This is a genomic window from Dietzia sp. SLG310A2-38A2 (assembly GCF_014145095.1).
Classification (GTDB): domain Bacteria; phylum Actinomycetota; class Actinomycetes; order Mycobacteriales; family Mycobacteriaceae; genus Dietzia.
Map to the genome: position 1 here is coordinate 15,050 of NZ_JAALDX010000526.1, position 4,404 is coordinate 19,453.

General features: G+C 61.5%; 2 protein-coding genes and 2 pseudogenes. All 4 read left to right on the forward strand.

Features of this window, described 5'->3' with window-relative positions:
- Positions 1-243: 243 nt before the first annotated feature.
- Positions 244-858, forward strand: a complete 615-nt coding sequence (locus G6027_RS16695; protein ID WP_083249842.1) for a hypothetical protein — start codon at positions 244-246, stop codon at positions 856-858.
- A 761-nt stretch (positions 859-1,619) separates the two neighbouring features.
- Complete coding sequence (locus G6027_RS16700; RefSeq protein ID WP_119192861.1) at positions 1,620-2,399, forward strand: ParA family protein; 780 nt, start codon at positions 1,620-1,622, stop codon at positions 2,397-2,399.
- A 436-nt stretch (positions 2,400-2,835) separates the two neighbouring features.
- A pseudogene (locus tag G6027_RS16705) lies at positions 2,836-3,842 on the forward strand (IS3 family transposase); the annotation flags it as partial.
- 165 nt (positions 3,843-4,007) lie between these two features.
- Positions 4,008-4,373 (forward strand): annotated as a pseudogene (locus G6027_RS16710) (transposase); the annotation flags it as partial.
- Positions 4,374-4,404 lie beyond the last annotated feature (31 nt).

The following is a 4,404-nucleotide window of genomic DNA, read 5'->3' on the forward strand; positions in this document are numbered from 1 at the left end:
CGAACGGTTCAGCAACATCCCGATCCGCTCAGCCATCAGAAGTCCCTCTCGCCCGGTCTGTGTGTCAATACACCCTAGACCCGACGGGATGGCGTGTCATAAGTATCGAACTAGACCCTGTGACACAGCAGCGATCGTCGGCGGCGTTCCGTCCCGCACGGGTGTACCCCAAAGGGGCGGAAGTTGTAAGAGGAAGTGCCGGGCTGGGTTGTCGCGGCCGATGGATACGGTGAGTAGGTGGAAATGACCTCGGCGGGTATGCGTGCGTTTGTTGATGAGTCCAGTTGCGTCCGGACCGATACAACTCAGGAGTACCTAATCGGGGCGGCCATCGTCACCGCAGGAGATTGCGACGAGATCCGAGAAGCGCTACGCCATCTTCGTCTTCCAGGCCAGATCAAACCTCACTGGACCGATGAAAGTGATCGCCGCCGCCGCACGATCACAGAGACAATCGCCGATCTGGGTTCCATGCACGTAGTCGTTGCACACCTCAGTGGGCGCAACCGAAAGACTGAGCGCCACAGGCGAAAGTGCCTGGAAACGCTCTACTACGAACTCGGAGAGGCTGATGTCCTAGACATCACTCTCGAACGGCGAAGCGACTCTCAGGACAAGCAGGACCGCGCCCATATCGTTTCGTTGCAGAACCAGGGTTGGCATCGGGGCCTGAGGATTAGCCACTGCCGTGGTGGCGATGACCCCTTGTTGTGGATCCCGGACGCTGTGCTTGGGGCGGTGAACGCGAGCTTCTCCGGAGATGTTAGCTACATCGATGTGCTCCGCGGCAGCATCCTGATCGAGAAGCGGACCCCCGAGTCTCTGATGCCAGAGTCTGGACAAAGCGAAAGGCCCTAGATCCAGTCGTCCGGCTGGGGTTCTAAGGCCTTCTTCCCGTTCCGTCGTAACGGTGGGCAGTTCCTAGCGTAGTGACGGCCCCCTCTGGGTGCAAGCCATTTCTACTTCCGGATGCTGGGAGCGGCTCCGACGAACCCCCGAGCGGATAACTGTCGGCTACAGTAGATCGGCCCCTACCTGCGCTAACAGTCCTTCTCTGGAGCTCCTCGGGTGTGCTTCGGTGGTGATCCCAAGCCCGTCCGGCGAGGCGCCCCGCCGCCGTCACGCCTATCTCTGCAGGTGCCGGCACCTCGTTCGAAGTCCTTCACGAGCTCGGAAACCTTACCTGGGACAACACCCGTCGCGTCCACATTCAAACGTTCCCCGATGACGACCCCGTCGGCCCCCTGACCGCCCGGCACGGGCTCGTTGATCGGGCCCCACGTAGTGGCCCACGTTCGACAGGCCCGTGGGGGCCCTAAGCGAATTGGGGTAGCGGCACCAGCGCCCGGCACACCGACCCGTCTCTGCGTGCACAACAAGCTAGAGAAGCACCAGTAGCGTGCTTGTCTACCGTTACTAGATTAACTAAGCTAGCACCGCTAGCTAGCCAAACGTTGATAGTTATGGCTGCTCCGCGAGCCTTCGCTACGTCACTATCTATCAGGGTTAGCCTCGCTAGCACTACGACGCGAACTACCCAGCGATTATCCGAGGGAACGTAACCGTCCAGCCAACCTAGCGAGCACCTGTGGTTGGCCGCCACTTCGAGAGGAACGCGCATGGTCCGCAAGTTAGCGCTCTGCAATCAGAAGGGCGGCGTCGGCAAAACTGCAACGACGCTCGGCCTGGCTAGTGCACTGAGCGATCAGGGACGCAATGTTCTGATTGTGGACGTCGACCCTCAGGGGAACTCCACCACTGGGCTCGGTGTCGAAATCACGGACGACATGATGACGACGTTCGACCTCATGAACCGAACCGCTGCGGGAGCTGCAGCCAATGCCGTCATCGCAACCCCTTGGGACAGGGTTGACCTCATCCCATCCAACGAAGCATTGGCCAACATCGAGTCGGACGGAGCCAACGATTTGATCTTCCGCCTCGACATCGCGTTCGAGGGGCTCGACCTCTCGGTCTACGACGCGGTCCTCTTCGATTGTCCACCGTCACTGGGGAAGTTGCTCTTTGCCGTGTTGTGCGCAGCCGACGGGGTCATTGCCATCACCGAGCCAACCATCGACAGTGTCCGGGGGATCGAAAACCTTCAGGAAACGATCCGCAATGTCCAGAGACGACCCAACCCCCGACTCGTGCTCGAGAAAATTGTCCTTAGCCGTAAGCGGGCCACCGGCGAACACCGATTCCGCGAGAGCGAGTTGCGTGAGACCTACGGAGAACTGGTCGCGAAGACCGCCATTCCGGAACTGACCGCCCGCCAGGACGCGCATAGCACTCACACGCCGATCCACAGGTTCACTGGCGGCAAGGCGTTAGCTCTCCAGGTCGCTTACACGGATCTACTTTCCGAGCTGGTAATCACCGAAGGGACTGCAGCATGAGCGTCCAGCGTGAACCCGCAATCCGACGAACTACCCACCCCGCAGCGGACTTGCCCGAGCGACCTACCCCGACTCCCGCGCCGCTGTCCGCCCCACAGACAAACCAGCCCGCCGCGCGGGGGGAGGAGCGACTGACGGAGCAGCACAATGTCCGGTTGCGCCCATCAACGAAAGCACGGCTACTCCGCGCGGTAGACAAACTGCGCTACGAAACAGGCGACCGCACTATCAGTATCGCGTCCATCACCGACAGCGCCATCGTCGAGTACTTGGAATCACGAGACTGCTGATCAGACATCGACAGGCTTCGGGCTCGAGTTCTGGCCTGCTGCGGTGATCTCGGACAGTGGGCCCTCCTAAAGTGAGGGACCTACCGAAATGAGATCCAGCAGTGAGTGCATCACGCAGGCGGTTCAGCCAGGAGTTCAAGGATGAGCTGTGCCAGGAGGTCATCACGACTTCGAAGACGATCAAGGACGTCGCGGTGGCCTACGGCGTCGGACCTGAAACGTTGCGGAACTGGGTGAACAAATACCGCGAGACCCACGGCGGCACCGAGACTGAGGTGACGCTCGATGAGCGGGCACGGCTTAAGGAGCTGGAGCGGGAGAACTCCGAGCTCCGCGCTGAAACGGCCTTTCTGAAAAAAGCAGCGGCTTACTTCGCGCGGGAGCAGCGACCGTGAGCCGATACGAGTACATCGACTCCTGCAAGAACGACCCGTCCGAGACCAATCCGCTCTACAAGATGTGCGCCTGGTTGGCCGTCTCGACCTCTGGGTTCTACAACTGGCTCTCGCGCCCGACCTCGGCGACAGCGGCCCGCAGACAGGCGCTGACGGCCAGGGTGAAGCACTTCTTCACCGCCACCGACGCCACGTACGGGTATCGGCGGATCCACGCTGACCTGGCCGATGAGGGCACTGAGTGCTCCCCGGAGTTGGTGCGGCAGATCATGCGCTCTGAAGGCCTCGTTGCCTGCCAACCGAGACCATTTCGGGTGACCACCGAAGCCGATGCCGACGCGGCGGCCGACATGCCTGACCTGGTGGAACGCGACTTCACCGCCGATCGTGCCGGGGTCAAGTTTGTCGGTGACATTACGTACATCCACACCTGGCAGGGGTTCGTCTATCTGGCGACCGTGATCGACTGCTATTCCAAGAAAGTGGTGGGCTGGTCGATCGCCGATCACATGCGCACCGAGCTGGTCGAGACGGCGCTGAAGAACGCCGCTGCGACGACGGTGATCGAGCCGCGGGCGATCTTCCATTCCGACCGCGGAAGCGTCTACACCTCGGGCGACTACCGGCGCTTGGTCAAGAATCTGGGGATGCGTTCCTCGATGGGACGAACGGGCGTGTGCTGGGATAACGCGATGGCCGAGTCGTTCTTCTCAGCATTGAAGAACGAACGCGTCTACCGCACCGTTTACGCCACGAAGAGGGCGTGTCAGATGGTCTGTGTGAGTTGATCCGGAGGAGGAATCATGAACGCTATGGCTGTTGACGACCACGACGCTACGGATGTATCAGATGCTGCTGGGCTTCGCCGGGAGGTGTTCTCGGATGCGCTGATTGATCACGTACTCGCCGAGACCCGTTCGCGAGGGTTGGAGTTGACTGGCAAGGACGGCTTTTTGAACGAGATGCTCAAGGCCGTCCTTGAGCGGGGCATGGGCGCCGAGCTGACCGAGCATCTGGGCCGCGATGCCCACGCCCGTGGCGGGGACGGAAACCACCGCAACGGCACTTCGCGCAAGACCGTGGCCACCGAGGTCGGCCCGGTGGAACTGGATCAGCCCCGCGATCGGCAGGGCTCGTTCGCCTCCCAGCTCGTCCCGAAGGGCGCCCGCCGGCTCGGCGGGCTGGAGGACCAGATCATCTCGCTGTACGCCGGCGGAATGACCGTCCGGGAGATCGAGCACCACCTCGCGCGGACCCTGGGGGTGGAGCTGTCGCACGAGTCCATCGCCAACTGTCCGCGTACACCCTGATATGTCGGTC